Here is a 22,430-nt window from a genome sequence, read left to right on the forward strand (position 1 = left end):
CGGTGTCCTCAAGTGCTGTGCTGTGGAGTCGCTGCTCTCGATCCTGTTGGGCGTCGCCCTCGCGTGGGCGATCACGCGGGTGATCATCTGGCTGAGCGACCGTGCGCGCATCCGCGGACGCTCTGCCGAGGAATGAGGCTGCGGCAGCCCTACTTCCCCCAGGCATTACCGGTGCGAGCGTTGTCGCCCCAGACGCTGTCGAGCCGGCGGTCACGGCCGCAGCTGAACCGGTAGAAGTTGTATTTAACGGCGTTGTTCTCCGCATAATTCTGGTGGTAGCCCTCGGCGGGCCAGAAGCGAGCCGCCTGCCGGAGCTCCACCTTCAAAGCGGAAAGGGGTTGTCCGAGCTCACGGGCCGCCGCCACCGCACTGGCTTCAGCCGCCTGCGCCTGGGCGTCATCAGCCGTGAAGATCACCGGCCGGTAGGAATCACCGCGGTCGCAGAACTGGCCGCCGCCATCGAGGGGGTCCACATTGCGCCAGTAGCTGCGCAGCAGCTCCGCGTAGCTGATCTGATCCGGATCAAAGCTCACCTGCACCGCTTCCTGATGCCCCGTCGTCTCACTGCTCACCTGCCGGTAGGTGGGGCGCTCCAACTGCCCGCCGCTGTAACCGCTCACGGCATCACGCACCCCGGGCAGATGTTCCAGGTCGTGCTCCATGCACCAGAAACAGCCACCGGCAAAGACCGCCGTCTGCAGCTCAGCCATGGCGCGCTGGGGCCAGCTGAGCAGCATCAGGCAGGTGAACAGCAGCAGCAGGGTTCGTTTCATCCGATCACCTGATCAAAGATGGCCTTGGCCGCCCGCTCGGTGACCCCAGGAGCACCCAGGGTGGTCCGCAGCCGTGCGTACCCCTCCAGCATGGCCTGGCGCTCTGGGGTGTCAGTCAGCAGAGGAAGCGCCCTCTCCACCAGAGCTTCGGCCGTGAGTTCGTCCTGGAGCAGCTCCGGCACCAACCGCTGCTTGAGCAACAGATTCACCGGCGAGATGTGATCCACCTGGAAGCGCAGCACGTGGCGGGCAACCCAGGCCGTCAGTCGGCTCACGCGGTACCCCACCACCTGGGGAACCCCCTGCAGGGCCAGCTCCAGGTTCACTGTGCCGGATTTGCCCAGGGCAAGATCCGCCGCCGCACAGAAGGTGGTCTTCAACCCATCCGCTTCAGCGGCGGGAATCACCCGGGCGTGGCGCACACCGGCTTCCTGCAGCGCTGCAGCCAGGGGAGCTTCGAACTGCGCAAGCCCAGCGGGCAGCAGCACCTGAAGATCAGGGTGGCGTTGCTGCAACAGGGCTGCCGCCTGGGCCAACGGGGGCATCAGGTAACGCAACTCCTGGGGGCGCGAGGCCGGCAGCAGCAACAACACCGGCGCTTGAGGATCCAGACCCAGTTGACGGCGGGCACTGGCGCGATCAGGCAGGTTCTGGAAGCTGTCCAACAGGGGATGGCCCACCCAGCTCACATCCGCACCGCGGGCGGCATAGAACTCGGCCTCCGCAGGGAAGATCGCGAGGATCCTATCGGTGAAGTCCAGCAGACGGGTGGTGCTGCCATCGCCAAAGCGCCAGGCCCACTCCTGGGGAGCGATGTAATACGTGATCGGCAGCTCAGGCTGCTGGCGCCGCAGGCGTGTGCCCAAGCGCACATTGGCCCCGACATAGTCGATCAGCACCACACCATCAAGGGGCTGTTCCTCCAAAAGCGCATCCACCCGGGCCTGCAGCCGCAGCGTGGGAAGAATCAACGGAACGGCCTCCCACAGGCCGATGGCCCCCATCGGTGCGGTGTCGGCGATCAACACCGCACCCGCCGCCTCCATGCGCGGGCCACCCAGGGCCAGCACCTCCAGCTCAAGCCCCCGCTGTTCCGCCTCCACCCGCAAGGCGCGAATCAACAGGCTGCCCTGCAGATCACCGGAGACCTCCCCGGTGCTGATCAGCAGCCGAACCATCAGCGGCCCTGCACCGGCATCGGCCCCCGTCGGCCCTGACCCGTGGAGGCTTCAAGGAACCGGCAGAAATGCTCAGCCGCCGGCAGCAAGGGCTGGCTGCGGGCCTGCTGAAGCGCATCGGCAATCACCAGGTCGGAGCGATACATCAGGGCCCAGATCTCCTGAAGCTGCTTGAGTTCAGCGCCGTCATGGTTGGCAGCCAGGCCACTGCGCCGCAGACCCACGCGGTTCAACCCCCGCACCCGGCCCGGATGGCCTTCCACCAGGCAATAGGGGGGAACATCCCGGTCAACGCGGGTCATCCCGCCCACCATCGCCATCCCACCGATGTGAACGAACTGGTGAACGCCCAAACAGCCACCCACCACCGCACGGTCTTCGATCACCACGTGGCCCGCCACCTGAATGGCATTGGACATCACGATGTTGTTGCCGAGATCGCAGTTGTGGCCCAGATGGCAGTAGGCCATCAGCAGGTTGCCGTTGCCGATGCGGGTCACCTCGCCCTCTTCGGTGGCGCGGTTGATCGTCACGCATTCCCGCAGCGTGTTTCCATCACCGATCAACACCTCGGTGTTGGCACCGCGGTACTTGAGATCCTGCGGCGGAAGCCCGAGGCAGGCGCCCGGGTACACCTTGTTGTCACGGCCCAGGGTCAGCCGACCATCCAACACGGCATGGGGACCAATCCAAGTGTTCTCTCCGATCACCACCTCAGGGCCGACCACCGCACCCGGGCCGATGACCACGCCGGAGGCCAGCTCGGCCTTCGGGTCCACCACCGCCGTTGAGTGGATTTGCTGTGACGCCGTTTGCTGCGACATCCCGCTCAGTCCACCAGGGAGAACATCAATTCCCCGGAGCAGGCCAGATCGCCGTCCACCGTGGCCTCCGCCTTCACCTTGCCGAAACGTTTGCGCTTGAGGCTGAGCAGTTCACAGCGGATCACCAGCTGATCTCCAGGAACCACAGGGCGCCGGAAGCGTACCCCGTCAATCCCGGCAAAAACGAACAATCCCTTCGGCAGATCAGGCATCTGGGTGACGATCAGACCACCCACCTGCGCCATCGCCTCGACAATCAGCACCCCTGGCATCAGGGGACGCTCGGGGAAATGCCCCTGAAACTGGGGCTCGTTCATGGTCACGTTCTTGATCGCCGTGGCCGAAACCCCGGGCTCATGGGCGATGACCCGATCCACCAGCGCGAAGGGGTAACGGTGCGGAAGCAAACCGGCGATCTGCTCGCTGGTGAGCACGACGTTTGGGGTGGTGGATTCAGTCACAAAGCGGCTGCGAGATCGGTGTGAAGACCATGGGATCCCTTGTACACAAGAACCTGTGCCTGGGGAAAACCGACGAGGGCCAGGTCGCCGATTAGGTCCAAGAGCTTATGGCGCACTGGTTCATCCTCGAACCGCAGCGGTGGATTCATCCACTGATCACCGTCACAGACCAGGGCATTGTCCAGAGCTCCGCCCTGGATCAATCCAGCAGCGCGCAGCTGCTCCACCTGCTCCCGGAAGCCAAAGGTGCGTGCTGGAGCGATCTCATCGACGAAGCGTTGGGGCGTGAGCTCCAAGGCGAATTGCTGTCGCCCGATGGCCGCCTGCGGGAAATCGATGATGCCCACAACGCCAAAGCGATCGGCAGGAGTGGCAGTGATCACACTGTTGCCGCGGGTGCGCAGCAGGGGTTGCTCCAGCCGCGGTGCAGCCGGCCGCGGGGTGGCCGCCGGCACCAACCCAGCGGCAGCGATGGCCTCCACCCAACCCAGGGCTGAGCCATCCAGCAGGGGCACTTCATGGCCGTTGAGGCCAATCTCCACATGGCTGAGCCCACAACCGGCCAGGGCGGCCAGCAGATGTTCGACGGTGGCCACCTTGCTGGAACCCAGATCCAAGGTGGTGCACAACTGGCTGTCGCGCACCTGGTCCGGTCGCAGCTGGATCGGCTGCTCCATCCCCGGCAAACGCATGTGAAACCCCGGCTGATCCGTCGGCCGAAGCTCCACCGTGGCCTCAGCTCCACTGTGGAGGCCAACGCCAGAGCGTGATGTCTCCGCCGCCAATGTCCAGGCAGCGGAGTAGTCCTGAGGCCAGATGGTCACTAGAACTTCCAGCCCACGCCCAGGTTGAAGCGGTAATCGGAGGTGAAGTCTTTGGTGGCCACCTCAACACGGATCGGACCAACCGGCGTGGTCACGATCACACCGGTCCCGAAGGAGACACCGGAGCCGTCCTTATCCAACAGCAAACCAGGCTTGCCGGGCACATCTTTTTGGGTGTTGAAATCGGTGCCGGCATCCATGAACACCTCGCCGGAGAAGATGCTGATCAGCGGGAAGCGGTACTCGATCGTGAGTTCGCTGAAGGCCTTGGCCACCGCCATATCGCAGTCGTACCAACCCCGAATCGAGTTGGACCCGCCCATGCAGAACGCCTCGTAAGGAGGCGCTTCACCCATGATCGCGCCACCTTTGATTTGCACACCGATGGCCTGTGGGCAATCAGCCTGCTCACCGGCCTTGGGACGGCAACCCTTGTGGATCTTCAGCCAGTCCACGGGAAAGAACTGGGTGTAGCTCGCCCTCAGCCGGTTAAAGGTGGGCGAGTCGTTGTTGATGCCGAGGAACTGTTCGGTGCCGGCGGTGAAGAAGTTGCCGCTGGTGGGGTTCCGAGGGTTGTTGAAGTTGTTGTAAGTGGTAGCTAAACGCACCCCCATCAGGGTGTTGGTGTCGGCGCAGTTGTACGACACGCAAATGACGTCGTCGTTGTTGACCTTGCCCTTGCGCAGCTTGTTGTTGGACACGCCATAGGGCCTGGTATCACCGGCAAAGTTGATTGGCCGCACTTCGGCGAACGACATACCGGCCAGCACATTCCACTTGCTGTCCTTGTACGGATCACCACCGTTCAAGGGGCGGGAGAAGGCGAAGTTGCCGCCGATCTTGCGAAGCACCACGGTGTCGCCCTCGTAGTCAAACCAACTGCGGTTGGGGTACTCGCTGTCGGCCTTGTTGATGTCGCCGGGAGCCTTGTCTCCATCGGTGAACCCATACTTGCGACCGCCCTCATAGGCCTTGTTGGAGCCGTTATCGACGTAGTCCTTCGCTGTGCGGATGTTGCCGTTGTCTTCGCTTTGGAAGACCTGGGGCACCTGCTGGCTCAAGAACACCGATGTGCTGAAGCGCGTGCGGTGCTGGTCGCCGTAAATCCAGGGATCCGTGAAGTTGAGGTTGGCCAGTCCGCCGTATTGGCCGTAGGTGATGTTGGTGCCCAGATTCCAGGCGCGGCCGAACAAATTGCTTTCCTGCAACTGCACCTGGCCAAAAACACCCTGGCTTTGGCTGTAGCCGAGACCGCCGGAGAGCTGGCCGGTGGACTGCTCAACGATGCCCAGCATGATCACCACGTCGCCGGGTTCTTCAGGCACAGGCCGCAGGGTGACTTTCACATCACTGAACAGCTGGGTGGCGTATAGGCGTTTGATGTCCCGCTCGAGCTGGTTACGGTTGAACGGATCGCCGGGCTGAATCGAGACCTCCCGGGTGATCACCCATTCCTTGGTCTTGCCGCGGATGGGATTGCCGTTCTCATCGGTGTCATCCCCCTCTTTGGTGAGGAATTTGACTTCAACGCCAGACACACTGCCCTGCAGCAGTTTCAGCGTGACCACACCCTCAGGGCTGACCCGTTCCGGACCGGACACCCGCGCCAGGGAATAGCCCTGACCGGCCACGGAGGTCTGCAGGGCCTTCATCCGCTGCTGCAGATCGTTGAGGTTCAGCGTGCGGCCGTAATCGGAGGCAAACGTCTCCTCAATCAGCTCATCCGAGAGGAGATTCTCCTCATCACCGTTGATCTCCACGGCACTCAGCGGAGGGAAGGGCTGCACCTGAACAACCACTTGAACCCCGAGCGGTCCGTTCTGAGGAACGATCCGCACATCCGAGAACCAACCTGTGGCCTGAATGCCATTCAGATCGTTCTGCAGCTCCTCGCGGGTAACACGCATCCCCGGACGCACCTGCATGGCGTCGTAGGTGGAGATCTGAAGACGTTCCTCTTCCGGGTGGCCCTCGATGCCCTCAATCAGCACCTCGGAGATCAGCACCCGGGGCTGTTCCACCAGGGTGTTTTCGATCGCGGTGTTTTCACCAACAACCTCTTCAGCCTCAGCAGCTGGGTCCCCAGCCATGGCCTCCTGAGCCATCACCGGTGGAGCCACCAGGGGGATCCCCAGCATCAGACCCAGAACAGTGCCACGAACAGCAACCGAGGAGCGGCGGGACGAACGGCGGGTCATCAAGACGCAGGCTGGGCCGAAGCCACAAATAGGTGCGCCGACCTTACAGGCAGTTGCGGGGGTTGGGGCAGCTGCCTTGGACCCGTTTAAGGACCTCCCCGTAGGCCTCCATCACCCCACCGAGATCCTTGCGGAAACGGTCCTTGTCCAAAATCCGGTCCTCGGCATTGCTGCTGCGGCGATCCCAGAGCCTGCAGGTGTCAGGGCTGATCTCATCGGCGAGCAGGAGTGTTCCGTCCGCAGCCAGCCCCAACTCCAGCTTGAAATCCACCAGTTGCAGATCAAGCCCCTCAAAGAACGGCAGGAGCATGGCATTCACCCGGCGGGCCAATTGTTCAATCGCTGACAGTCGTGCTGGGTCTGCCACACCAAGCAGCTGCACGCGCGCCTCAGTGAGCAGCGGATCGCCCAGGGAATCGTCCTTGTAATAGAAATCCAGCAGGGCGGGTTCGATGGCTGTGCCCTCCGCGATCGGCGTCTGACGGCAAAGCGACCCCGTGGCGATGTTGCGCAGCACCACCTCAAGGGGAATGATCTCCACCCGACGCACCAGCATCCAGGTCTCCCCGGCCAGACCGCAGTAATGGGTCGGCACCCCCTCACGCTCCAGCAGCTCGAACAGGCGTGCTGAGATCTGGCAGTTCAGCCGACCTTTGTCGTCCAGCTGGGCTTTCTTCTGGGCATTGAAGGCGGTGGCGTCGTTCTTGAACTCCACCAGCACCCGGTCGGGATCCGTGCTGGCGAACACCCGCTTGGCCTTGCCTTCGTAAAGCAGCTCTCCGTGATCGGGCGTCATGGCGACGGTGCAACGGCTGATGGTCTTACATCAGCATGGCCTCCGGGATCCCGCGGTGAACGCAGCAGGGGATCGGGTTCGGCCTCCGGCTGCAGTTTCTGGAGCGCATAACGGTCATTAAGAACAGTGGCCAGCCGTTGGATCCGCTGCCGCGGCCGCGCGCCATCGCCCCCAGCCGCCAACTGCAGGTGCAGCTGTTGGTGCAGCAGGTCCATGGCCAGTCCCCAGGCCTCCGCTGCCGCGGCTTGGTCCAAGGCGGTTTCCAGCAGCTGATCGGCCTGCTCGAACTGATCGGCATCGAGCCATTGCGCCGCCCGAGCCAGTCGTTTCGCCCCCTGCACGCCCGTCAGATCGCCCAACAGCTGCAGTTCCACAGCCACAGCGTTTTGGCCCAGAGCCGCTTCATGCAAAGCCAACTGATCCAGCCCATTGATCTGATCCGACAACGGCTGATCTGGGAACAGAGGCGCATCCAGAGCCACGAGTTTGCCATCCACCAAACGGCGCAATGCCAAAGCCGCCTGGCGATGGTCCAGGGCCGCTGCTGCAGCACGCCAGCGCAGCAGCAGCCACTGACGCCGTTCATCGCCAACCCGCGGGCTGTAGCGGTTAAGCACCACCGCCGCGGCTTCAGGGGCACCGCAGCCCATCAAGGCTTCGGCGTTCGCCAGCACCAGCTCCAAGGAATCGATCACCGGATGCAGCTCAAGCAGCCGATCACGCAAGGCCTGGCGACGGCCGTCGGAATTGGCGATGCGGGGGTTGAGACAGGCCTGCTCCGCCGCGGCCAGATCCATCTCAGCGAGAACGCTCTGAAAGCGTTCCTCGCGCATCACCTGCGGATCCGGTGCTGCCGTGACAGCAGCCAGAAGGGTGAGGGCGAAGGGGAAAAGGGGAGTCCCCATGGCGGGCTGCGGTCTACAAAGGAAAACCTACGAGGCCCAAACCGTTCCTCCCGCAACCATGGCCATGTCGTCCACCCGTCCCACCACGCTGCCCGCCCTCCAACGTGCCCTCGTCGTCGGTGGCGGCGGCAGGGAACAGGCCCTGGCCTGGGCCCTGGGCCGTTGTCCTGGCCTGGACACGGTCTGGATCACCCCTGGCAACGGCGGCACGGAAGGCAGCGCCATGGCTGTGGGCGAAACCGACAGCGCTGGGTTGATCGCGCTGTGCCAGCAGAACGGTGTCGACCTGGTGGTGGTGGGTCCGGAAGCGCCGCTGGCCGCTGGCGTCGCCGATGCCCTGCGCGATGCAGGTTTTGCCGTGTTCGGCCCGGGAGCGGAGGGGGCCCAACTGGAGGCGAGCAAAGCCTGGGCCAAGCAGCTGATGCAGGAGGCGGGGGTCCCCACCGCCGGCCACTGGGCGGTGGCCAGTGAGGCCGAAGCCCTGGCGGTGTTGCAGGAGGTGCAACGGCCTCTGGTGGTCAAAGCCGATGGCTTGGCCGCCGGCAAGGGCGTCACGGTGGCGGACAGCGTGGAGGAATCGGAAACCGCCATCCGCGAAGCCTTTAAAGGGCGTTTCGGTGCCGCCGGCTCCCAGCTGGTGCTGGAGGAGCGGATGGAGGGCCCTGAAGTGTCGGTGTTCGCCCTCTGCGATGGGGAGCGGATGGTGCTGTTGCCCCCGGCGCAGGACCACAAACGGCTCAAGGACGGTGATCGCGGACCCAACACCGGCGGCATGGGCGCCTATGCCCCCGCCCCGCTTCTGGATGCCGAGGGCCTCGAGGAGGTGCGCCGCATCGTGCTCGAGCCCACCTTGAAGGCCCTGCGCCAACGGGGCATCGATTACCGCGGTGTGATCTACGCCGGCCTGATGATCACGGCTGATGGGCCCCAGGTGATCGAGTTCAACTGTCGCTTCGGCGATCCCGAATGCCAGACCTTGATGCCCCTGCTCGGCCCTGAGCTCGGCGCCGTGCTGCAGGCCTGTGCCCTGGGACGCCTCGATCTGGCACCGCAGCTGAGCATCGCCGAACGCTGCAGTGCCTGCGTTGTGGCGGCCGCCGAGGGCTACCCGGAGGCTCCCCGCAAAGGCGATGCGATTCGCATCGACATCGCCCCCAGCCCCAACCATCAGCTGTTCCATGCCGGCACCCGCCGCGACAGCTCAGGCGAACTGCTCACCGCAGGGGGCCGTGTGCTGGCCGTCGTCGCCCAGGGCGATGACTTCGATGCCGCCTTTGCCGGGGCCTACAACGGCCTCAATCAGCTGGATTACGCCGGAATCACCTACCGTCAAGACATCGGCCATCAGGTGCGCTCGGGCGGATGAGCAGCGGCAGCGGAGCAGCAATCGCTGATTGGGCGCTTCCCCCCAATGGCAAGCCGCCGGGGGACGACCAGAACCTCTGGGACCGCATCACCGCCTGGTGGGCGGAATTCACCCTCCAGACCAAGCTGCTGGCGATTGCCACCCTGGTGGTGAGCCTGATGATGACGGGCATCACCTTCTTCGCGCTGAACGGAATTCAGCGCGATGCCGTGATGAACGACACGCGCTACGCCCGGGATCTGGGCCTGCTGCTGGCCGGCAATGTCACTGAGCTGGTGGCGCAGGGCCAGGACCGTGAGCTGGCCAACGTGGCCGAAAAGTTCTGGCGTTCCAGCCGCAGCGTCCGCTACATCTTCTTCGCCGACCCCGAAGGCGTCGTCTACCTGGGAATCCCGATCAGCGGAACCCCCAGCAGTGGCGATGGAGAGCTTCGTCTCAACCGACGACTGGAGCTGCCCGAGGAGCTGCGTCGACGCCCCCAGAACCCCCTGGTACGACAACACCTCACACCCCAGGGTGCCGTCACCGATGTGTTCGTCCCCCTGATCCGCGGGGGTCAGTACTACGGCGTTCTCGGCCTTGGGGTGAACCCGAATGAGACGGCCCTGGCCAGCGCAGCCCTCACCCGGGAGGTGACCGTGGCCGTGTTCATCTCGATCTGGGTGCTGGTGATCCTGGGCGCGGTGTTCAACGCCCTCACCATCACCCGCCCGGTGAAGGAGCTGCTACGCGGGGTGCGCTCCGTCGCCTCCGGCAACTTCGGTGCCCGGGTCGATCTACCAGTTGGTGGGGAACTGGGGGAACTGCTCACCGGCTTCAACGCCATGGCCTCCCAGCTCGAGGCCTATGACGAGGCCAACATCGAGGAGCTCACCGCCGCCCAGGTGAAGCAGCAGTCGTTGATCGCCACCATGGCCGACGGCGCCATGCTGCTGGATGCCGACGGCCGCATCGTGCTGGCCAATCCCACGGCACGGCGTCTGTTCCGCTGGGAAGGGCGCAGCCTGGAAGGCCAGGAGCTGGTAGGGGAACTGCCGGAACTGCTGGCCATCGAACTGCACAGTCCCCTCGATTCCCTGCTCGGTGGCGCGGCCGACAGTGAAGACCTGCGCTGCAGCGTGGGGGAACCGGCCCGCACCCTGCGCATCGTTTTGCAAGCAGTGCGTGATGCCAGCGGTGAAACCCTCAAGGGCATCGCCGTCACCATCCAAGACCTCACCCGCGAGGTGGAACTGAATGCGGCCCAGAGCCGCTTCATCAGCAACGTATCCCATGAACTGCGTACGCCGCTGTTCAACATCAAGAGCTACGTCGAAACCCTGCACGACCTCGGCGATCAGCTCAGCCCCGATGAACAGAAGGAGTTTCTCGGGGTCGCCAACGATGAAACCGATCGACTCACCCGGCTGGTGAACGATGTGCTGGACCTCTCCCGGCTGGAGTCGGGCCGGACGCTGCAGTTCGAACCGATCAGCATGCGCCCGGCCATGGAGCAGACCCTGCGCACCTACCGGCTGAATGCCGAGGATCGCCAGGTGGAACTGGTGCTGGATGTTCCCGAAGAACTGCCCGAGGTGCTGGGCAACTGGGACCTGCTGCTCCAGGTGCTCGACAACCTGGTGGGCAATGCTCTGAAGTTCAGCCGGCCGGGCGGCCCCCTGGCGCTGCGGGCCTATCCCTGGCCCGACGCCTGTTCGGTGGAGGGAACGGCGATCACCAACAGTGATGGACCAACCTGTGCCCTCACCTCACCGCTGCCCAAGCTGAGGGTGGAGATTGCCGACACGGGCTGCGGCATCAGCAGCGCTGACCAGGAGCGCATCTTCGATCGCTTCTTCCGGGTCGAGAACGCCGTTCACACGGAAGTGGGCACCGGACTGGGTCTTTCGATCGTGCGCGGGATTCTCGAGAAACACGGCGCCAAGGTTCAGATGGCGAGTGAGCCCGAGGTGGGCACCACCTTCTGGTTCGATCTGCCCCTGGCGGAAGCCGACAAGGATGAGCTGCAACTGCAGGCGGAACGGCGCAGCCGCATCGCCATCGCCGAGGCCGTGGAGCTTTAGATCAGTCCTCGGTGGAGACGCCGCGGGCGATGCGCGACAACTCGCTGCGCTCATCGGTGGTGACCCGATGGGGCACACCGGAAATGATCCGCTCAAAGTTGGAGAAGGAATCCTTGATCTGAGGGCCATTGCCCGTGATCACAAATTCGCGGATGCCCTTGTCGTGCCATGAACCGCGCATCTTGAACACGTTCAGGGCGCGGGCCATCTCCCCGCGGATCTCCACGTACTGCAGCAACAGGATCGTGTCGGTGATCGTGGAGATGTGGGAGTCGGTGATCGAATGGCTGCCCATGAACTCCTCGGAGGTGTTCGTGAAGAAGCCGGCGATCTCCTCCTGCTTGGCGTAGCCGGTCACCCCGATCACGAACTGACGGAAGGCGTTGTGGCTCACACCGCGCGCCAGGGCCGAGAGGGAATCGATCGCCATCCGCGACGGTTTGAACTGGCTGATCTCCGTCTTGATGATCTGCAGGCGATCCTCAAGGCCAGTGGATTCGGGGTAGGCGCAAATGATCTTGAGCAGCCCGTCTTGCTCCATCTGCTCGAAGTCGATGCCCCAGCTGGTGCCGTTGCGCAGCAGCTGAGCCCGCGATTCCTCATAGGCAAACAGGATTGCGCGTTCCTTGTTGCGGCAGGCGTCTTCGATGAATTTGGAGACGAGCATCGTCTTGCCCGTTCCGGTGGCACCGGTGGCGAGGATGATCGAGTCCTTGAAGAAACCTCCGCCGCACATGTCGTCCAGGCGCGGCACGCCGGAACTGACCCGAACGTTGGATGAGCGCTGGGTGAGGCGCATGGCCCCGAGCGGGAAGATGCTGATGCCGTGGGTTCCCATGGTGAAGGGGAACTCGCCCTTCATATGGGTGGTGCCCCGCAGCTTGAGAATCTCCAGGGTGCGCCGACGCCGCTCTCCCTCGAGCACGTTGCGCAGAATCACCACGTTGTCGGAGACGAATTCCTCAACGCCGTAGCGGGCGATCGGGCCGTACTCGTCGATCCGTTCGGTGGTCATCACCGTGGTGACGCCGATTTCCTTGAGCCTTGCAATCAGCCGAAAGATCTCACGGCGCACCACGAACACAGCGTCGTACTGCTGGAACACCGCCGTGATCGAGTCGATGGCGACGCGCTTGGCCTTGTATTTGCGGATGGCGTAGTTGATCCGCTCGATCAAACCGGAGAGATCAAAACTGCCGGCCACGTCCTGGCCGTCAGGATCCGGTGAGGCGTCGAGGATGAAGAGCTTGTCCTGCTCAACCATCTCCTGCAGGTTCCAGCCGAAACTGGCGGCGTTGCGCAGGATGTCGAGGGGTGATTCCTCAAAGGTGACGAAAATGCCGGGTTCGTCGAACTGCTTGATGCCGTTGTGGAGGAAGTGCAGCGAAAACACCGTCTTGCCGGTGCCGGACGTGCCGCTGATCAGCGTGCTGCGGCCGATCGGCAGGCCGCCCTGGCACACATCATCAAAGCCCTCGATCCCTGTCGGGAGCTTTTGAACCTGCATCTGAGGCTGACCGCTGGTCGGAGGGAACTGCATGGCAACCACCTATGACTTGACCGTAGTGAGCAGGAGATGAACCGTGCTGGAGCGCACCATGTCGCTTAAGGATCTGAAGAAATCGTCGTGTCGGTCTCCTCATCGACCGCATCGATCAAGCTCGAACTGAGCGACGTATCAGACAGCTCGTCGTAAAGCAGATCCAGACCGATCAGCACCCGCTCGCGATCGGAGAGGTCACCGATGATGCGGCGCACCGGCGGGGGAAGAATCTTGGATAACGTCGGCGTTGCCAGGATCTTGTCTTCCTCCGCCAGTTGCGGATTTTTGAGCACATCAATCACCTTGAGGGCATACACCCCCCGGAATTCGGTCTCGAGGATGTTGCGCAGCGTTTTCAACGCCCGCATCGAATTGGGCGTGTTGCCCGCCACGTAGAGCTTGAGGATGTAGGTCTTGCGGGGACTCATGACGACTCCTCCGAGGCATCGAGCTGATCCGTCGGGCGACGTACACGGCTGGAAGCCGTGCCCGACAGAGGAAGGTCCGGCGGAATGGAGCGCCGGTACATCTCACACAGATGCGCCATCACATCAAGAAGCGCAAGGCGGTAATCCTGAAGAAAGTCATGTTTGTGGCCCTCCAAACTCAGTTGTTTCCAGAATTCATCGATGAGATCCACGTGGATCTCAACGGTGCGGGTGATCGGCAGATCACTGAAGAAAGCGGTGTTGACGAAGCTTTCCAAGGCCTGATTGGCCGCGGCCGGATCGCTGAAATAACTCGCCAGCAGGTCTCGATAGGTGCGTTGAAGCGACAGCAGCAGATCCCGGCGCTCCTCGGGGGGCAGGCTGCCCAGGAAGCGCGATGGATCTCGCTTGTAGAAGACCCCTAGGTAGCCGAGTCGCTCCTGCAGGCGATCGGAAAGGTTGCTGACGGCGCGGGAGGAGGAGCTGCTGTCGTCCGCGCGTCCGTCGGCACGACCCTGGCGCAGAAAACGCGAAATGGCCGCATCCACGTTGTATCCCAGCTGAGCCAGCTGGTCGTCGGGCAGATGCAACTCCTCGGGGTGGTAATCCACCTGCCCCTTCACCTCTCCAACGATCACGGCAGGAAAAAGCAGACCCGTCGCCAGCAGTTGCTCCTTGGCTGATGCATCGAGCAGGCTCTGCTCGAGCACCACAGCGTCGAAGTCGTCCTGCCGGGGTCCGAGAACAGCCGCAAGGGTCTCCCCAGGATCAACCGTCAGAACAACAGACTCGTAACGGTTGGCCGGCAGCCAGGGGCGGCAGGCTTCCACCAGGGCTGGGCTGGCCAGCACGAGAGCAACAGTGAGGGCCGGCCTGGCCATCCGGGCATCCGCAGCGTCGAGGTATCTGAATCTTGACGATGGGGCGCGTCAGAGACGAAGATCTTTGTTTGTCTTTCGATTGCGGCTCAGGCCTGAATCGGTTCGCCGAGCCTGAACGCGTCTTTTCACCTTATGGCCGACACCAAACCAGCCGCAGAACAGAGCGGTACCTACGCCATCGTTGAGGCGTCTGGCACCCAGATCTGGCTGCAGCCCAACCGTTACTACGACATCGATCGGCTTCAAGCTGAGGTGGATGACACCATCAAGCTTGAGAACGTTCTCCTGGTGAAGGACGGCAAGGGCACCACCCTCGGCCAGCCCTACGTCAAGGACGCGACCGTGTCCCTGAAGGTGATGGCCCATCGCCGTGGACCCAAGGTGATCGTTTACAAGATGCGCCCCAAAAAGAAAACCCGCCGCAAGAATGGTCACCGGCAGGAACTCACCCGGGTGATGGTTGAGTCCATCTCCGTGGGCGGCAAGGCCATCAGCTGACCTCTCCCCCTCGCTCCATCAACCGCCCCACCAGCATCTCTTCTCATGGCACATAAAAAAGGCACAGGCTCAACCCGTAACGGCCGCGACTCGAACGCCAAACGCCTTGGTGTGAAGGCCTACGGCGGCGAAACCGTCACTGCCGGTTCCATCCTGATCCGCCAGCGCGGCACCTCCGTTCTGCCCGGCGTCAATGTCGGCAAAGGCAAGGACGACACCCTGTTTGCCCTCACCGACGGCATCGTGAAGTTCGAATCGATCCGCCGCGGCCTGCGTAACCGCAAGCGCATCAACATCACTGCAGCGGTCTAAGTTTCAAGGCCAACGTCAATTCAAAGCCCTGATGCCAGCTGGCACCGGGGCTTTTTTGTTGGCAGCTTGTGTTGCCGCAGCCTCAGGAACGCCGGTAGAGCCGAGCCGTGATCAACAGGGGGTGAAACACCTCCAGGAACTGAGCCTGCAGGGTGCGGAAGAACCCATCCACCAGGGCCGGATCATCGAAATGGAAGGGGTACTCGCCCTGATGCCCTTTGAAGAAGTACCAGTTCAGAAGCGCGATGGCCCCGGGGGACATGCGCTGGTGAAACTCCAGCAACTGCGCCGAGGGATCCGGCAGGTGTTCCAGCACATCGAGGCAGACCACCGCATCGAAACGAACATCGCCTGTGCTGCTGAGGTCGCGATGGACCGAGAGCTTGTCCGCCAGCCCCAGGCTTTGCGCCCGTTGCTGAACAAAAGCCTGGTTGTGGGGATTGAGGTCGACAAACCAGACGTGATCGACCTCCGGCAGCGCCGCCGCTGATAGGGCGTGAGTGCCGATGCCACCGCCGAAATCCAGCACCTGGCCTTGCACCGCCATGCCCTGCAGCCGCAGCGTGTCGGCGATGTAGTCCGCACTGGAGAGGTGCCAGGCCGCCAGCTCCAGCAGGTGTCCCGTGCCCACCGTGTCCTCATAGAAGGCGGTGGCGTCCTCCGGCCGGAACGCACCGGGATGCAGATCCGCCAGGTCGTCGGTGCTGCTGGGCAGACGCTGCTCAAGCTGATCCAGCGTCAGGTCGAGGTAGCGACTGAGGTGTTGCTTGATGCCCAAACCATCCGCCAGGAATGCGGAGACGTCCACGTCCGTGCTGCTGCGGAGCTGGGGCATGGATGGGCATCAGAGAGCGGCCAACCTACGCAGCCGGCGGAATGCAACAGTCAGGGCACCCCGCTCCAGCCCCGGTGAACGGCCCCTTCGGCTTCGTGGTGATCGACAAGCCCGCAGGCCTCACCTCCCATGCCTGCGTCAGCCGCCTGCGCCGCAGCTACGGCCTCAAGCGCGTGGGCCATGGCGGCACCCTTGATCCTGCCGTCACCGGGGTTCTCCCCATTGCCCTAGGGCCGGCGACCCGATTGCTGCCCTACCTCCCCGGGGAGAAGACCTACACCGGGGTGATTCAGCTGGGCCGGCGCACCAGCAGCGACGATCTGGACGGAGAGCTGCTGGAGCAGCAGGCCTGGCCATCCCTTAGCGAAGCCGAGCTCAACAGCAGCCTGGAGGCGTTCCGGGGCGCGATTGAACAGCGTCCTCCGCAGGTCTCCGCCGTCCATGTGGATGGCGAACGGGCCCACGCCAGGGCACGGCGCGGTGAAGCCATGGATCTGCCGCCACGGGCCGTTACCGTGCACCGGCTGGAGCTGTTGGATTGGAATTCGGCCCTGGGGGAGCTCAGCATCGAGGTGCACTGTTCCGCTGGCACCTACATCCGCTCGATCGCCAGGGATCTGGGAGACCGCATCGGCTGCGGAGGTTGTCTGGCCTCCCTGCGCCGCACGCAAGCCCTGGGGTTCCATGCGCATCAGGCCCATCCCCTGCCGGAGCGAGACGCTGTGCCGCCCGATCCCCTCTCGCCGCTGCTGGCCCTGACGGCCCTACCCCGGCGTGATCTCAGCGAAGCCGAGCAGATCGACTGGCGCTGCGGCCGACGCATCGCGATGGATCCAGGGCCTGGAGAGGCGGTGGTGGTATGCAATGCGGATGGAAGCATGGCCGGTATCGGCCACCGCGAGAGCGAAGGTCTGCTGCGACCCAAGGTGGTCTTCGATGCAGCAGGCTGAAACCAACCGGTCGCTCAGTACTCTCCGAGCGCATCCCGCCCTGCCCTGACGCGATGGCTGGCCACAGCAAATGGTCCCAGATCAAACGCACCAAGGCCGTCGTCGACGCCAAACGTGGTGCGGTGTTCACCCGGCTGGGGCGGGAAATCATGGTGGCGGCCCGTGCCGGAGCCGATCCCGCCGGGAATTTTCAGTTGCGGACGGCCATCAGCAAAGCCCGTGCCGCTGGGGTGCCCGCCTCCAACATCGAGCGGGCCATCGCCAAGGGGTCAGGTCAGGCGGGTGATGGAGCCCAACTCGAAGAGGTGCGCTACGAGGGCTACGGCCCCGGCGGCATGGCGGTGCTGGTGGAAGCGCTCACGGACAACCGCAACCGCACCGCGGCGGATCTGCGGCTGGCCTTCAGCAAGAACGGCGGAAATCTGGGGGAAAACGGCTGCGTGGCCTACCTGTTTGAACACCGCAGCGAAGTGATCCTCAACGCCGGCCCCAACGACGAGGAACGGTTACTGGAAAACCTCCTGGAGCTGGAGGCCGATGGCTATGAGCTGTTGGACGAATCAGTGATGGTGCACGGCCCCTTTGAGGCCTTGGAGAGCCTTCAGGACGGCTTGCGACGGGCTGACTGGAATGTGCGGGAATGGGGCCATCACTGGTCCGCCCAGACCAGCGTCTCTGTGAACGATCCCGACACCGCCCGCAGCTGCCTCAAGCTGCTGGATGCCCTCGACGGGCTCGACGATGTGCGCAGCGTCAGCGCCAACCTTGATCTCGCCGACGGACTGGAGCTCGACTGACGCCTCCTTGAAGTTTGTCGTCAGCAAATCCGCACCAAAGCTTGAGGCCCTGAGCCCCGATCAACCCCAGCGCTAGGCCGAAGACATCCCTTCTGGAGGATCGCCATGTCCATGAAACAGCTGGAGACGTTCATGTCGCGGGTGCAGAGCAACGACTCGATCCGCGATGAGGTGCAGCGCTGCGGCAAGGACAACTCCTGCGTGGTCAAGGTCGGGGCGAAACACGGCCACAAGTTCTCGCCAGCACACCTGAGCCGCTGGCAAAAGGAACACTGACACCCGACCAGGCCGGCGGCTGGGGCTCCCTCAGGGGGACTCAGTCGCCTTCTCCTCCTCGCCATCGGGTTGCTGACGGATCATCCGCGCCAGCATCTCCAACTTGGCGTTTTCCGATTCCGAGGCCCGGGTGGCCATCCAGGCACTGGCCGCCTTCTGCTGGGCCAGCTGCTGCACCAACGCCAGGGCCGTCTCGCGCAACTGCTCAAGGTCCTGACAGTCCTGAATGAAGCGCGTCCAGCGTTCCGCCTCAAAGCTCTGCTCAAGGCGCCGTTCCACGGGGTCGATGCTCATCGCCGCTGCTCTCGGCTGTTCAAGCTAAAGCCGCTGCATCGCACCAGAGCCAGACATTGGGATGGGTCAGCAGCCAGCTGGCGGGCAGCGCAGGATCCGGCTCCGTTAAGTCCAACAACCGCTTGAGGATACCGGCCTTGGCGGCGCCGGTCACCACCAGATGAATCTCAGCAGCCTCGAGGATCTCCCACAGGCCCAGGGTGATGGCCCGCTGCGGCACAGCCTCAACGCAACCATCGAAGAGCACCGCGTTCTGCTGCCGGGTTGCAGGGGTCAGCTCCACCTCATGGCAGTGCTGATCAGGGGGACAAGGCGGCTCGTTGAAACCCACATGACCATTGCTGCCGAGCCCCAGAAGCTGCAGGCCGATACCCCCGCAGCCGCTGAGCTGCTCGCCGTAGCGGCGCGCGGCAACCGCTCCGTCAGCGGCAGTGCTGTCGGGCAGATGCACCGCTGAGGAGGGCAAGCCCAGGGGTGCAGCGAGGTGGTGGGTCATGTAGGCCCTGTAGCCCCGGGGATCGTCCGCCGAAAGTCCGAGGTATTCGTCCAGATTGAAGCTGCACCATCGGGCCCGCAGGGCCTCCAGCTCATCGGCAGACCACGACAGCAGCCGTTCCACCAGGGTGCGATAGAGCGGCTCCATCGTGCGTCCCGTGGCGAGGCCCAAGGGCTTCAGGGGATCAGGCCCCTGCCAACTGCGCAGATGACGCTCCAGATGGGCCGCCAGCACAGCGCAGAGATCCGTGTCACTGGAATGGCGTTGCAGACGACAGGGAAACCGTGCCAAAGGGCGAAACCGGCATGTCTCTCCAGAGTGGCTTCGTTGGGGGCTTCAGCGCCAGCGATGGGTCGTGGTGCGGCTGGTAGGGAACAACCTCAGCCCCGCGGTAGTAGTGCCGAAGAATCGAGCGGAAGTGAGCCCCCTGCTCCGCCAGACCATGGGCTCCCCACTGACTCATGCCAACGCCATGGCCATAGCCCTGGCCCTTCACCAGCAGCTGGAGTCCGCCAGCGGACCAACGACGCACCGACGTCTTGCTGACCAGCACCGGCGGAGGGGCCACCAACAGGGGCAGCCGTGCTCCCCGCTGGCGAGCCACCGATGCGGTGATCCGCTCAATACGGGAGCCCGGGCGGGAGGTTGCAGTCACCCGCCGCACCGGAAGCTCCACGGGAGAACGCTGCCCCCCCGTCACCATCTCAAAGTTCACCAGAGTGCTTTTGAGTCCCAACCGCTTGCGCAGCTCGCCGCCGCTGAGCACCAGCGATCCGCGGGGCCCGCTCAAGCGGGCCTCACGCACCCGTCCGCTGGCGGAACGACTCAGCACCTCAACGTCCTGGAGCCCACCGGTTTCGGGCAGCCGCTGACGCAACCCGGCCGAATCAAACCATTGTTCCCAGCGGTGCACCGGGCTGTGCTGATCGTGATCGGGGACGCTGACCAGATAGGGATGCTGGCGGCGCCAGACCATCCCACTCGCCTCGGTCACCCCGCCAGAACTGCTGTGGAAGACGGCATCGATCAGGCGACCGCCGTGCACAAGCACCAGCGAACGGGTGCTCGCCACCGCCTTGCGTGTGCTCGGCGTTTCCGACTCCACGCCGCGGTACACCTGACTCGCCACCGTGGCCTTCACATCCCAGGCACCACCGCGACTGCGCTGTTTCAATGCATAGGTGCGCGCGGCCACGGCCTGGGCCTGCAGGGCAGCCAGGGGCCAGCGGTGGGGCATTTCGCTGCCGACAACACTGGCGAGATAGGTCTCAACGCCCAGGCTGTTGACCACCCGCAAGGTGCCGCCGCGGCCGCTGACGCGGAGCACACCCCGGTAGCGACGCCCTCCCAACCAGATGCCCCGTGGATCGTCGTTCTGCACCGTCACCAGGGTGCTGGGGGCCAGCCGCATCGATCGGCCATCCACAGTGGCGCTCAAGCGGGCCCCTTGCAGGCTGAGCTGAAGCCGCTGTGGCCATCGCTCGCCGCCGGGGAGTCCCTGCACCCGCAGCGGCAATGCGCCATCGGAACGCAGGCTGACCCGGTTGCTCTCCAGCAGCAGCACGCGCATCTGCGGCTCGCGGCCGCGGGCCAGCGCCACCGGTGATGGAGCGATCACAGCGACGAGCACCAGACCGACGGCAACGGAGGCGCTGCGCACGCTGGAGATCAACAGGCGCCCCAGTGTGCCGCCTGTTCCTGGGTTCAGCCAGATGGCAGCATGAGTCCTGAGGAGCACCGGCCTTGCAGGTCACATTTCTCGGTACGAGTTCTGGGGTACCCACCCGGGCCCGCAACGTTTCAGCCGTGGCTCTGCGCTTGCCGCAGCGCTCGGAGATGTGGCTGTTCGACTGCGGCGAGGGAACCCAACATCAGTTTTTACGCAGTGATCTGCGGCTCTCGCAGCTGCGCCGGGTGTTCATCACCCACATGCATGGCGACCACGTGTTCGGCCTGCCTGGTCTGCTCGCCAGCCTCGGGCTCGCCGGCAGCAGCGCAGCAGGGGTGGATCTCTACGGGCCAGACCCGCTGGAGAGTTACCTCAATGGTGTGCTGCGCACCAGCTCCACCCGGATCGGCTATCCCCTCGCTGTCCACAGGGTCCGGGATGCAGCCGAGCAGGGCACGCTGCTGTTCGAGGACGACGACTTCACGGTGCGCTGCAGCCCGCTCACCCACCGTGTGCCGGCCTACGCCTACCGGATCGAACAGAAGCCCCTGGCCGGTCGCTTCGACATTGAGAAAGCACGGGACCTGAACATCCCACCCGGCCCCGTGTACGCCCAGTTGAAGCGGGGTGAAACGGTGACCCTGGAGGACGGTCGCAGCATCGACGGCACCAGCCTCTGCGGTGAGGAACGGCCCGGTGTGAGCGTGGTCTATTGCACCGACACCGTGTTCTGCGAGGCGGCCGTCGAGCTTGCCCGCGGCGCGGATCTGCTGATCCATGAATCCACCTTTGCCCATGGCGAGGCGGAGATGGCGTTCCAGAAACAGCACTCCACCAGCACCATGGCTGCCCAGACGGCCGCCGAAGCAGGTGTGGGGCAGCTGGTGCTCACCCACCTCAGCCCGCGCTACGTGCCGGGCAACCCGGTCACGCCCCAAGACCTGTTGGACGAGGCCAAGGCGATCTTCCCCAACACGCTGCTGGCCAAGGACTTCCTCAGCATTGACGTCAAACCACGCTGCAACAGTTCGTGATCCGGCCACAGAGGGTCACTTCCCCGTGATACAAGAGCTTGGTGCGGTGAATGCGTCACGCCCCCTTACCTTCATGGCCTCTGTGTTCTCTTCCTTGCGACGGTCCCTGAAGGGCCTTCTAGTCCTCATCCCGGTGCTGATCGGTTTGGCCGTTATCTCTCCGGCTCAGGCGGCCCAGTGGGACGCTGAGACCCTGACGGTTCCGGCAGATCCCTCCGGCACAGAGGTGACCTTCAGCGATCGTGAAATCGATGCTGGCCGCAAGGTGTTCAACACCAGCTGCGGCACCTGCCACGCCGGCGGCATCACCAAGACCAACCACAACGTGGGCTTGGATCCTGAGACCCTGGCCCTGGCCACCCCGGCCCGCGACAACGTTGAGGCCCTGGTCGACTACATGAAGGACCCCACCTCCTACGACGGTGAGTACAGCATTGCTGACCTGCACCCGAGCATGCGCGACGCTGAGCTCTACCCCGCCATGCGCGATCTCGATGATGAGGATCTGCGCCTGATGGCTGGCTACATCCTGGTGTCGCCCAAAGTCCAGGGCAGTGCCTGGGGTGGCGGCAAGATCTACTTCTGATCAGCTTCTGCCGATCAACTCCAATCAAAATCGTTTGTCCCCGGCGGCCTCAGGTCGTCGGGGCTTTTTGTTGGGGACTCACCTGCTCAGGGGCCATGGAGCTGGGATGGCGGCTGTACCACCACTCCTGCAGATCCCTGCTGAAACGAACGGAGAACAGGGTCAGCACGGTGGGTGTGGGTCGTCCTCCAGGCTGCAGCAGTTCCACGGCGTAGGAGGGGCAACGCCGGGCCGCCAGGTCGGGCACAAACCGCCGTCCGATCCGTCGCCAGCTCGGCTCCTTGCTGCGCCAGGCCAGACGACAGCAGGGCCAGGGCAGTTCTTCGCGATCAAACAACCGGCAACAGGGCCCGATGACGCGGAAGCTGTACTGACCGCCGGGGCTGGTGTGAACGCTGCCGGGCTCCAGAAGATCGTCGACTTCGGGGCGGCTCACGGCAGGA

The 22,430-nt window shown here is 64.0% G+C and carries 25 protein-coding genes; 9 read left to right on the plus strand and 16 right to left on the minus strand.

Features of this window, described 5'->3' with window-relative positions; genetic code table 11:
* Window positions 1-149: 149 nt before the first annotated feature.
* The 8 genes from msrA to DXY35_RS02855 are packed head-to-tail and all read right to left on the minus strand — an operon-like array spanning window position 150 to window position 7,959.
* Entirely contained in the window at window positions 150-773 is a 624-nt protein-coding gene (msrA, locus tag DXY35_RS02820) for a peptide-methionine (S)-S-oxide reductase MsrA (protein ID WP_115080937.1), read from the minus strand.
* Window positions 770-1,951: a lipid-A-disaccharide synthase gene (gene lpxB / locus DXY35_RS02825; RefSeq protein WP_115080938.1), complete on the minus strand. Its 1,182-nt coding sequence runs from the start codon at window positions 1,949-1,951 to the stop codon at window positions 770-772. The genes msrA and lpxB overlap by 4 nt, the downstream gene beginning before the upstream one ends.
* The gene (lpxA, locus tag DXY35_RS02830) at window positions 1,951-2,775 is read right to left on the minus strand and encodes an acyl-ACP--UDP-N-acetylglucosamine O-acyltransferase (RefSeq protein ID WP_115080939.1); all 825 of its coding nucleotides are present in this window, start codon (window positions 2,773-2,775) and stop codon (window positions 1,951-1,953) included. The genes lpxB and lpxA overlap by 1 nt, the downstream gene beginning before the upstream one ends.
* Before the next feature lie 5 nt (window positions 2,776-2,780).
* Window positions 2,781-3,236 carry a 3-hydroxyacyl-ACP dehydratase FabZ gene (gene fabZ / locus DXY35_RS02835; protein WP_114989460.1) on the minus strand — a complete coding sequence of 152 codons (456 nt, stop codon included), beginning with the start codon at window positions 3,234-3,236 and terminating at the stop codon, window positions 2,781-2,783.
* On the minus strand, window positions 3,233-4,060 hold the full coding sequence (gene lpxC / locus DXY35_RS02840; RefSeq protein WP_115080940.1) for a UDP-3-O-acyl-N-acetylglucosamine deacetylase: 828 nt from the start codon (window positions 4,058-4,060) through the stop codon (window positions 3,233-3,235). The genes fabZ and lpxC overlap by 4 nt, the downstream gene beginning before the upstream one ends.
* Window positions 4,060-6,258, minus strand: coding sequence for an outer membrane protein assembly factor (locus DXY35_RS02845; protein WP_115080941.1), 2,199 nt, complete (start codon window positions 6,256-6,258; stop codon window positions 4,060-4,062). The genes lpxC and DXY35_RS02845 overlap by 1 nt, the downstream gene beginning before the upstream one ends.
* Before the next feature lie 43 nt (window positions 6,259-6,301).
* Complete coding sequence (gene purC, locus DXY35_RS02850) at window positions 6,302-7,054, minus strand: phosphoribosylaminoimidazolesuccinocarboxamide synthase (RefSeq protein ID WP_115080942.1); 753 nt, start codon at window positions 7,052-7,054, stop codon at window positions 6,302-6,304.
* On the minus strand, window positions 7,051-7,959 hold the full coding sequence (locus DXY35_RS02855; RefSeq protein ID WP_115080943.1) for a hypothetical protein: 909 nt from the start codon (window positions 7,957-7,959) through the stop codon (window positions 7,051-7,053). The genes purC and DXY35_RS02855 overlap by 4 nt, the downstream gene beginning before the upstream one ends.
* A gap of 58 nt (window positions 7,960-8,017) precedes the next feature.
* Here DXY35_RS02855 and purD point away from each other — a divergent pair, with 58 nt between their 5' ends.
* Entirely contained in the window at window positions 8,018-9,325 is a 1,308-nt protein-coding gene (purD, locus tag DXY35_RS02860) for a phosphoribosylamine--glycine ligase (RefSeq protein WP_115080944.1), read from the plus strand.
* A complete protein-coding gene (locus tag DXY35_RS02865) occupies window positions 9,322-11,388 on the plus strand; it encodes an ATP-binding protein (RefSeq protein WP_115080945.1) in 2,067 nt (688 codons plus the stop codon). The genes purD and DXY35_RS02865 overlap by 4 nt, the downstream gene beginning before the upstream one ends.
* 1 nt (window position 11,389) lies before the next feature.
* Here DXY35_RS02865 and kaiC read toward each other — a convergent pair whose 3' ends face one another.
* The 3 genes from kaiC to DXY35_RS02880 form a co-directional block, all read right to left on the minus strand.
* Complete coding sequence (kaiC, locus tag DXY35_RS02870) at window positions 11,390-12,928, minus strand: circadian clock protein KaiC (protein WP_115081080.1); 1,539 nt, start codon at window positions 12,926-12,928, stop codon at window positions 11,390-11,392.
* 65 nt (window positions 12,929-12,993) lie between these two features.
* Window positions 12,994-13,359: a circadian clock protein KaiB gene (kaiB, locus tag DXY35_RS02875; RefSeq protein ID WP_114989467.1), complete on the minus strand. Its 366-nt coding sequence runs from the start codon at window positions 13,357-13,359 to the stop codon at window positions 12,994-12,996.
* Entirely contained in the window at window positions 13,356-14,240 is an 885-nt protein-coding gene (locus DXY35_RS02880) for a circadian clock protein KaiA (protein WP_115080946.1), read from the minus strand. Before DXY35_RS02880 ends, kaiB begins: the two co-directional genes overlap by 4 nt.
* Before the next feature lie 132 nt (window positions 14,241-14,372).
* Between DXY35_RS02880 and rplU the strand changes: the two genes are divergently transcribed.
* Window positions 14,373-14,738 carry a 50S ribosomal protein L21 gene (gene rplU, locus DXY35_RS02885; RefSeq protein WP_011365073.1) on the plus strand — a complete coding sequence of 122 codons (366 nt, stop codon included), beginning with the start codon at window positions 14,373-14,375 and terminating at the stop codon, window positions 14,736-14,738.
* Between the two features lie 45 nt (window positions 14,739-14,783).
* Complete coding sequence (gene rpmA, locus DXY35_RS02890) at window positions 14,784-15,050, plus strand: 50S ribosomal protein L27 (protein ID WP_114989469.1); 267 nt, start codon at window positions 14,784-14,786, stop codon at window positions 15,048-15,050.
* An 82-nt stretch (window positions 15,051-15,132) separates the two neighbouring features.
* Here the strand turns inward: rpmA and DXY35_RS02895 are convergent, their stop codons facing one another.
* Window positions 15,133-15,885 (minus strand): bifunctional 2-polyprenyl-6-hydroxyphenol methylase/3-demethylubiquinol 3-O-methyltransferase UbiG, encoded by a 753-nt coding sequence (locus DXY35_RS02895; RefSeq protein WP_115010074.1) that lies wholly within the window; start codon window positions 15,883-15,885, stop codon window positions 15,133-15,135.
* A 41-nt stretch (window positions 15,886-15,926) separates the two neighbouring features.
* Here DXY35_RS02895 and truB point away from each other — a divergent pair, with 41 nt between their 5' ends.
* The 3 genes from truB (at window position 15,927) to DXY35_RS02910 (ending at window position 17,908) form a co-directional block, all read left to right on the plus strand.
* A complete protein-coding gene (gene truB / locus DXY35_RS02900) occupies window positions 15,927-16,835 on the plus strand; it encodes a tRNA pseudouridine(55) synthase TruB (RefSeq protein ID WP_115081081.1) in 909 nt (302 codons plus the stop codon).
* 53 nt (window positions 16,836-16,888) lie between these two features.
* On the plus strand, window positions 16,889-17,632 hold the full coding sequence (locus DXY35_RS02905) for a YebC/PmpR family DNA-binding transcriptional regulator (protein WP_115080947.1): 744 nt from the start codon (window positions 16,889-16,891) through the stop codon (window positions 17,630-17,632).
* Window positions 17,633-17,737: 105 nt separating this feature from the next.
* Window positions 17,738-17,908, plus strand: coding sequence for a Nif11 family protein (locus tag DXY35_RS02910; RefSeq protein WP_071823080.1), 171 nt, complete (start codon window positions 17,738-17,740; stop codon window positions 17,906-17,908).
* A gap of 30 nt (window positions 17,909-17,938) precedes the next feature.
* Here DXY35_RS02910 and DXY35_RS02915 read toward each other — a convergent pair whose 3' ends face one another.
* From DXY35_RS02915 to DXY35_RS02925, 3 genes are read right to left on the minus strand one after another with little or no spacing between them, the layout of a single operon-like run.
* The gene (locus DXY35_RS02915) at window positions 17,939-18,202 is read right to left on the minus strand and encodes a hypothetical protein (protein WP_114989473.1); all 264 of its coding nucleotides are present in this window, start codon (window positions 18,200-18,202) and stop codon (window positions 17,939-17,941) included.
* Window positions 18,203-18,221: 19 nt separating this feature from the next.
* Entirely contained in the window at window positions 18,222-18,989 is a 768-nt protein-coding gene (locus DXY35_RS02920) for a glucosamine-6-phosphate deaminase (RefSeq protein WP_256359508.1), read from the minus strand.
* Window positions 18,949-20,436 carry a SpoIID/LytB domain-containing protein gene (locus DXY35_RS02925; RefSeq protein ID WP_115080949.1) on the minus strand — a complete coding sequence of 496 codons (1,488 nt, stop codon included), beginning with the start codon at window positions 20,434-20,436 and terminating at the stop codon, window positions 18,949-18,951. Before DXY35_RS02925 ends, DXY35_RS02920 begins: the two co-directional genes overlap by 41 nt.
* Before the next feature lie 5 nt (window positions 20,437-20,441).
* Between DXY35_RS02925 and rnz the strand changes: the two genes are divergently transcribed.
* Both rnz and psbV read left to right on the plus strand, forming a co-directional pair.
* Complete coding sequence (gene rnz / locus DXY35_RS02930; protein WP_115080951.1) at window positions 20,442-21,401, plus strand: ribonuclease Z; 960 nt, start codon at window positions 20,442-20,444, stop codon at window positions 21,399-21,401.
* Between the two features lie 73 nt (window positions 21,402-21,474).
* Window positions 21,475-21,987, plus strand: coding sequence for a photosystem II cytochrome c-550 (psbV, locus tag DXY35_RS02935; protein WP_222929014.1), 513 nt, complete (start codon window positions 21,475-21,477; stop codon window positions 21,985-21,987).
* Between the two features lie 49 nt (window positions 21,988-22,036).
* Here psbV and DXY35_RS02940 read toward each other — a convergent pair whose 3' ends face one another.
* Window positions 22,037-22,423, minus strand: a complete 387-nt coding sequence (locus tag DXY35_RS02940; protein WP_115010139.1) for a hypothetical protein — start codon at window positions 22,421-22,423, stop codon at window positions 22,037-22,039.
* Window positions 22,424-22,430: the final 7 nt, after the last annotated feature.

The organism is Synechococcus sp. N32 (assembly GCF_900473895.1).
GTDB lineage: Bacteria > Cyanobacteriota > Cyanobacteriia > PCC-6307 > Cyanobiaceae > Parasynechococcus.

Coding starts and splice junctions, on each gene's coding strand:
- DXY35_RS02910 (WP_071823080.1), top strand. CDS start 17,738: ATGTCCATGAAACAGCTGGAGACGTTCATGTCGCGGGTGCAGAGCAAC.
- kaiB (WP_114989467.1), bottom strand. CDS start 13,359: ATGAGTCCCCGCAAGACCTACATCCTCAAGCTCTACGTGGCGGGCAAC.
- DXY35_RS02880 (WP_115080946.1), bottom strand. CDS start 14,240: ATGGCCAGGCCGGCCCTCACTGTTGCTCTCGTGCTGGCCAGCCCAGCC.
- lpxA (WP_115080939.1), bottom strand. CDS start 2,775: ATGTCGCAGCAAACGGCGTCACAGCAAATCCACTCAACGGCGGTGGTG.
- kaiC (WP_115081080.1), bottom strand. CDS start 12,928: ATGCAGTTCCCTCCGACCAGCGGTCAGCCTCAGATGCAGGTTCAAAAG.
- lpxB (WP_115080938.1), bottom strand. CDS start 1,951: ATGGTTCGGCTGCTGATCAGCACCGGGGAGGTCTCCGGTGATCTGCAG.
- psbV (WP_222929014.1), top strand. CDS start 21,475: ATGGCCTCTGTGTTCTCTTCCTTGCGACGGTCCCTGAAGGGCCTTCTA.
- DXY35_RS02905 (WP_115080947.1), top strand. CDS start 16,889: ATGGCTGGCCACAGCAAATGGTCCCAGATCAAACGCACCAAGGCCGTC.
- rplU (WP_011365073.1), top strand. CDS start 14,373: ATGGCCGACACCAAACCAGCCGCAGAACAGAGCGGTACCTACGCCATC.
- DXY35_RS02895 (WP_115010074.1), bottom strand. CDS start 15,885: ATGCCCCAGCTCCGCAGCAGCACGGACGTGGACGTCTCCGCATTCCTG.
- msrA (WP_115080937.1), bottom strand. CDS start 773: ATGAAACGAACCCTGCTGCTGCTGTTCACCTGCCTGATGCTGCTCAGC.
- purD (WP_115080944.1), top strand. CDS start 8,018: ATGGCCATGTCGTCCACCCGTCCCACCACGCTGCCCGCCCTCCAACGT.
- DXY35_RS02855 (WP_115080943.1), bottom strand. CDS start 7,959: ATGGGGACTCCCCTTTTCCCCTTCGCCCTCACCCTTCTGGCTGCTGTC.
- truB (WP_115081081.1), top strand. CDS start 15,927: ATGCAACAGTCAGGGCACCCCGCTCCAGCCCCGGTGAACGGCCCCTTC.
- purC (WP_115080942.1), bottom strand. CDS start 7,054: ATGACGCCCGATCACGGAGAGCTGCTTTACGAAGGCAAGGCCAAGCGG.
- rpmA (WP_114989469.1), top strand. CDS start 14,784: ATGGCACATAAAAAAGGCACAGGCTCAACCCGTAACGGCCGCGACTCG.
- DXY35_RS02865 (WP_115080945.1), top strand. CDS start 9,322: ATGAGCAGCGGCAGCGGAGCAGCAATCGCTGATTGGGCGCTTCCCCCC.
- DXY35_RS02915 (WP_114989473.1), bottom strand. CDS start 18,202: ATGAGCATCGACCCCGTGGAACGGCGCCTTGAGCAGAGCTTTGAGGCG.
- DXY35_RS02845 (WP_115080941.1), bottom strand. CDS start 6,258: ATGACCCGCCGTTCGTCCCGCCGCTCCTCGGTTGCTGTTCGTGGCACT.